Source organism: Collinsella aerofaciens (assembly GCF_039062315.1).
In the GTDB taxonomy this organism is placed as follows: domain Bacteria; phylum Actinomycetota; class Coriobacteriia; order Coriobacteriales; family Coriobacteriaceae; genus Collinsella; species Collinsella aerofaciens_BG.
Genome location: NZ_JBCJBG010000008.1, coordinates 80,089 through 86,143, shown reverse-complemented (window position 1 = coordinate 86,143; position 6,055 = coordinate 80,089). Strand labels below are relative to the sequence as shown.

At 60.0% G+C, this 6,055-nt stretch carries 3 protein-coding genes and 1 tRNA gene; 2 read left to right on the top strand and 2 right to left on the bottom strand.

The genetic code is table 11. The features are described from left to right. The first annotated feature begins 401 nt into the window (after window positions 1-401). Together ABCP74_RS06000 and ABCP74_RS05995 are read left to right on the top strand one after the other, a co-directional pair. The gene (locus ABCP74_RS06000) at window positions 402-2,291 is read left to right on the top strand and encodes a carbon starvation CstA family protein (RefSeq protein WP_343001201.1); all 1,890 of its coding nucleotides are present in this window, start codon (window positions 402-404) and stop codon (window positions 2,289-2,291) included. A 183-nt stretch (window positions 2,292-2,474) separates the two neighbouring features. After that, window positions 2,475-4,655 carry a hypothetical protein gene (locus ABCP74_RS05995; RefSeq protein WP_343001200.1) on the top strand — a complete coding sequence of 727 codons (2,181 nt, stop codon included), beginning with the start codon at window positions 2,475-2,477 and terminating at the stop codon, window positions 4,653-4,655. A 353-nt stretch (window positions 4,656-5,008) separates the two neighbouring features. Here ABCP74_RS05995 and ABCP74_RS05990 read toward each other — a convergent pair. Both ABCP74_RS05990 and ABCP74_RS05985 read right to left on the bottom strand, forming a co-directional pair. After that, window positions 5,009-5,083: transfer RNA gene (locus tag ABCP74_RS05990), tRNA-Gln, on the bottom strand. A gap of 36 nt (window positions 5,084-5,119) precedes the next feature. After that, window positions 5,120-6,025 (bottom strand): peptidoglycan-binding domain-containing protein, encoded by a 906-nt coding sequence (locus tag ABCP74_RS05985; RefSeq protein WP_022094145.1) that lies wholly within the window; start codon window positions 6,023-6,025, stop codon window positions 5,120-5,122. Between the last annotated feature and the right edge of the window lie 30 nt (window positions 6,026-6,055).

Genomic DNA, 6,055 nt, shown 5'->3' with positions numbered 1-6,055 from the left:
AAACCTTGTATACGCCCGCCCGCTCCCGAGGGGCATCTCTCATGCAAAAACTGTCGTGGGGTAAAGTCCGAGGTCAGTGGCGTTTTATACCGAGAAATCCAAAAAAGTTGAAAATTCATTACAAATTTGCGTTGACTTTAGGCAACTAAAGTTTCATACTCCTTTTCAACCACTGGGGGATGTGAACACGCACGGATTGTTCGCATCATGATTGAAGAGGATTTCTTAGACATGTTCACGCATCAGCTAAACATTATCAGCGTAGTAATTATCTGATGCGGGTTAGCACATACAGCTAGCCCGTACGATAACGGGCGGCTGATAAAGATGAGGGCCGTCGAGCGCAACCGACGGCCCTCATTTTTTATGTCTAGGAAGTTCATTTTAGAGGAGGAAATGTAATGAACGGAGTTTTGCTCATGGTTGTGGCCGCGGCGGTGCTCGCCTGCGGCTATCTGGGCTATGGCCGATGGCTGGCCAACAAATGGGGCGTTGACAAAGAGGCCCTCACGCCGGCCAAGCGCATGAAGGACGGCAAGAGCTTCTCGCCCGTCTCCGCCTTCACCGCGTTCTCGCACCAGTTCAGCTCAATCTGCGGTGCTGGCCCTGTTACGGGTACGATCGTCGCCATGGCCTTTGGCTGGCTGCCCGTCGTGCTCTGGGTCCTCGTCGGCGGCATCTTCTTTGGCGCCGTCCACGACTTTGGTGCCCTGTACGCTTCGATGAAGAACAACGGCAAGTCGCTCGCTCAGCTCATCGAGAAGTACATCGGCAAGACCGGCCGTCGCCTGTTCCTGCTGTTCTGCTGGCTGTTCTGCATCATCGTCATCGCCGCCTTCACCGACATGGTCTGCAAGACGTTCATGTTCACCCCGGCCGTTGACGCTTCTGGTGCTGCTACCGGTGCCATCGACTTCACCAAGTCCTATGCCGCCGGCTGCGCTGGTACCATCTCCATCCTGTTCACCTTCGTCGCTATCGCCTTTGGTTGGGCCCAGAAGAAGTTCAACCTCACCGGCGCTGCCGAGTTCGTCACCGGCGTTGTCCTCATGGTTCTCATGTTCGCCGTCGGTATGCAGTTCCCGGTCTACCTGGATAAGTTCCAGTGGTTCGCCGTCGTCATGGTCTACCTGGTCTTCGCTGGCGCTATGCCCATCCAGATGCTCAAGACCCCGCGTGACTACCTCACTTCCATCATGATGATCGTCATGATCGTCTGCGCTGTCCTCGGCATCGTCGTCCTGGGCGTCAACGGTCAGGCCACTATCACCGCTCCGGTCTTCACCGGCTTCTCCACTGCCTCCGGCATGATGTTCCCGGTCCTGTTCGTCTCCGTCGCTTGCGGTGCTCTCTCCGGTTTCCACAGCCTCGTTTCTTCCGGCACCTCTTCTAAGCAGGTCGAGAAGGAGCAGGACGCCGTCAAGGTCGGTTACGGCGCCATGATCGTCGAGTCCTTCGTCGGCATCCTTGCCATCATCGTCGCCGGCATCATGTTCTCCGACATGAACACCGCCGGTACCGGCGCCCTCAACGCCGGTGTCGCTTCCACCCCGTTCCAGATCTTCGCCGCTGGCATCTCCCGCGGTATGCAGGCCTTCGGTGTTGACGGCACGCTCGCTACCGTCTTTATGACCATGAACGTCTCCGCTCTGGCCCTGACCTCGCTCGACGCCGTCGCCCGCATCGCCCGCACTTCGTTCTCCGAGTTCTTTGCCCAGACCAACGATGCCCTGGCCATCGAGTCCAAGGCCGGCTACATGAAGGTCCTCGGCAACCCCTGGTTCGCCACGGTCGTTACCCTGCTTCCCGGTCTCGCCCTCGCTTTTGGTGGCTATGCCAACATCTGGCCGCTCTTTGGTGCTTCCAACCAGCTGCTCGGCGGCATGACCATGATCACCCTCGCCGTGTTCTGCAAGTGCACCGGCCGCAAGGGCTGGATGCTCTATGTGCCCGTCGCCTTCCTGCTCTGCTGCACCTTCACCTCGCTGGTCCAGAGCGCCATGGGCTGCATGGCTGCTGTCCAGGCTTACGGCTTCTTCGGCACCATCCCGGCTACCGCCACCACGGCCGCCGTCTCCGTCGCCGCCACCAAGGGCCTGCAGCTTGTCTTCGCCGTCCTGCTGATGGTCCTGGGCCTCATCGTTGCCGTTAACTGCCTCAAGGAGTTCTTCGGCAAGGAGGCTGGTTCCATGCCCGACGAGGAGCCCGAGTGGTCCGAGATGGGCAAGGCCGAGTATGGCCGCACTGCTGCTGCCGAGGCTCCCGCCGACGCCGAGGCTGCCAAGGCCTAATCGACCTGACGAGTTGAGCGTCACATCTATATGACTCGGAAAGACCGGGTCCGCAACGACGCGGACTCGGTCTTTTTTCTTGCGAGAACGGGTGATGCAGGGGCGTCCTCGCAGATGTTTTGCGTGGATAGGCTCGCGCGTTGTACCATATAGACGTATATGTGTACATATGAAAGGGGCCCCGTGGCCAAGACGGTATATTCCGATAACCAAAATAATGTCGATGCCCTGGCTGAGCGTCTGAGCAGCCAGACGTCGCTTTCTGCCGAGCGTGCCAAGCTGGTTGCCTACGACCTGCTTTGCCGCAAGGCGCTCAAGATTAAGTCGAGTGCGCTGGCGCAGATTTTCCGCTCCGTCGATAAGGAATGTGACACCAAGGCGATGCGCGATGAGCTTATCGCGGCAAATATCGTGACAAAGATCGAGGGTAGCGGCATTAACGGGCGCCCGGCGTTCTATGCCATCAATGCCGAGATCAGCGATGTCCAGGAACAACCTACCGAGTCCGTCGAAGACTTTGTCGTCGAGGATTCTGCTGACGTGCCTGCTGTGGAAGAGGTTGCTCCGCGCGAGCATGTCGATACCGATGAGTTGCTCGATGAGAACGTCGTGCGTGCCTTTACGGCCAAGGCAGGACGCGGCGGTTTTGGTGGGGGTGGCAAGCGCGATGCGCAGCGCCGCGCCCAGCAGGAGCGCTTCCGTCGCGCCGTTGCTCAAAAGGGTGAGACGGATGCCGAGGCCGTCGAGGAAAAGTCCGTCGGGATGCAGGAGCCGACTCGCACTCAAGAGCATGCTAAGATCCAGGAGCCCAAGCGTCGCCGCGGTGCGCATTTTAGGGCCGAACAGCAGGATGTTATGCGCGAGGCCGAAGAGACTGCCGAGGTTGCGGACGATTCCGAGAAGCCGGCCAAGAAGGCCTCAGACTCGTGTCGTCCCGGTCGCGGCTTTGCAGGTCGCGCGTACCCCGTAAAGCGTCAGGAGAAGGTTAATCAGGTTCCGGAGGTGAGGGCCGAGAAGGCCGTGAAGCCTGCCGAGTCGGAAGTTCGTGAACAGAAGCCTGTTGATGAGCAGGTTACGTCCGATACGGAGACTCATGGCCAGCAGCCTACTGATGAGCAGGCGGAGCAGGGCGCGTCGAGCAAGCCTCGCCGCCGTCGCCATCGTGGGGGCCGCAGTTCCCATGCCGAGACTGCAGCCGAGAAGATCACGCCGCAGGACGAGGATGCGAAGGTCGAGGTTTCTTCGGGGCAGCCTAAGCGCCAGCCGGCGAAGGAGAGCAAGTCCGATCGTCCGCAGAAGCAGGCGCCTATGCCGAAGCGCGAGCGCAATTCCCAAGGCGATTCTAAGCGCAAGTCTCAGAAGAAGCCGGAGTCTGCCGCAGCAGATACTGCTGCCCGGCAGCCCGAGTCGGCCGCCCACGGCGAGGTCTCGGCGTTTGCTCTTGCCCGCGTTTTAGGCAGGCAGCTGCTCAAAGTTGTCCCTACGCCTATGGCGCTCTCTAAGATCAAAGAGCAGCAGACACAGATCGTAAAGGTCGAGGGCAAGGACGGCAAAAAGGCTCCGCAGCGCACTCAGCACAACGAGATGTCCAACCGCAAGATTGCCGAGGAAATCGCAATCATCCAGGCTTGGATCGAGCAGAACCGAGGTGCCGATACGCCGGTTGCCTCGCGCCGCCAGCGTGCCTACCAGATCTTTAACGACGAGAAGGCTTTTGACGGCAAGCACGGTGAGCGCTTGATCAGGCGTATGACCGAAAAGGGCATCAGCATGCAGGCGATCAAGGTCGCCCCCAATCGCCCCGTGCACTTTACGGGCTTCTTTACGCTGGGAGCCGACAAGCCGTTCATTATGGTCGAGAACCTGGACACCTACGACGAGATCGTCAAGCTGCTGCGTGGCCGCAAGCACGCCAAGCTCTTTGGCATCAAGGTGGGCGGCGTGATTTTTGGCGGCGGATGCAAGGCGAGCGTCTCGCATGCCCTGGACGATTATCTGGCCGAGATTGGCTATCGCTTTAACTACGTCTACTACGTGGGCGATATCGATCGCGAGGGCGCGCGCATTGTCGAGCAGGCTCGCAATGCCAATGTGGTTGAGATTCGCCTGCATGCCGGCATGTACCGCGCCATGCTCGCCGAGCATAAGCGTCGCGTGAAGGCTGGCGGCGAGTGCGAGCCCGCGGCTGCCAACCAGGGCGTGCCGCAGAACCTGGCAGCGACGATCAAGGATCTGCCCATGGTTACGCGCGTGCAGTTCCGCAACGTGCTACGTGAAGGCGGGCGCATTCCGCAGGAGATCCTGATGACCGCAGACTATCGGGATGGCGACTCGGGAAGCTTCGACCGCATGCTGAACAATTAGGGACGCGTGGCCCCGGCGGGCCGGGCATTAAGTTTGCTGCTCTACAGTCCTGCGCAAGACGAAGGCCACATTAAGTGGCCTTCTTTGCGTGCGGAACTCGCGACAAACTTAATGCCCGGCCCGCCGGGGCCACGCGGCACTTGGTTGTCGCAAGCGGCTCGCTTTTCGGAACTGAGCTGATATTTTCTAGATGTAAGGCGCTCTTGGTCGTTAAGGGCCTGGGGTGCCTGTCTTTTGGAGGTAGATTTTCCCGTGCTGGACGAGAAGTTGTGTTGCCTTGCGGGTTCGAATCCCTCCGCGTGCCCACAAGAAAGCGCCCCGGGCTGATGAAAGCCTGGGGCGCTCAGTTACCTTGGCTGGGACGGAGGGATTCGAACCCCCAACAGCCGGCACCAAAAACCGGAGTTCTACCGTTGAACTACGTCCCAGTATGGGTGTTGCCAAAAGCAACTCGTCTAGTTTACCTAATCTGCGAGGGCATCGCAAACGCCATCGAGCAGGCGTACGGCGAGTGTCTGCGCGTCGCTGGCCGTGAAGGTGCCGTTGTAGCGCGTCATGCCCGTGAGCTCAATGCGAATGCGAGCCGGCTTCTGCTGCGCGGCGACATTGGCGGTGCGGATGCGCTGGGCCAGGTTGTGGCACTCGGCGAGGGCAATCGTGGCGCGCGGTGCGGCGTCGGCGGGCAGCTCGTCGCTTGCGATTTCGAGCACCAGGTCAACGTCGGTTGGGACCTCGGAGTCGCAGAGCATCATGCCGCTGTTGTCGGTCGTTGCCGTGGCGATATTCCACATGCGCGACGCAACACTGCGTGCGATGGGGTCCTCGCCGATAACGGCAATCTGGAAGCGCTCGAGCACGTTGGCGGCGCGAGCAAAACCGATGCGGGACTCGGCTTCGGTGACCGAGGGCTTGCCCTCCCACACATGGTGCAGGCGGTTGATGTAGGCGTAGGTGTCCTGGAAGGCCATGCCGTCGGCAAACAGGCCGACATTTTCCTGGAACTGCTGCAGGGCGGCCTCGGTATGCGGACCAAAGTAGCCGTCGTCTTCGCCACAGGCAAAGCCCAAAACGTTGAGAGCGCGCTGCAGGGCCTGCACATCGGCGCCATGGAAATTGGGCATGCGCAGATAGAGAGTGCGGTCGCCCAGCTTATACGAAGCGTCTACAAGGGCGCTCCAGCAGGGAATATCGACGGCATGACCGGCAGCAAGGCCGCTGTCGAGCCTGAAGGTGCTGACGGCCTGCTCAGTGGTGGCTCCAAAGTACTTGTCGGTGACTTCGGCGGCATCAATCGTGTAGCCGAGCTGCAGGAGACGAGACTGCACGTCCTCGACGGCTGCTCCTTGCATGCCCGTTGTAATAGGTTCCATGAACGAACCCCTTTCGGCGTACCATTCGTA

Excerpts from the sequence above, each read along its gene's own strand:
- ABCP74_RS06000 (WP_343001201.1), top strand. The coding sequence starts at position 402 with ATGAACGGAGTTTTGCTCATGGTTGTGGCCGCGGCGGTGCTCGCCTGC.
- ABCP74_RS05985 (WP_022094145.1), bottom strand. The coding sequence starts at position 6,025 with ATGGAACCTATTACAACGGGCATGCAAGGAGCAGCCGTCGAGGACGTG.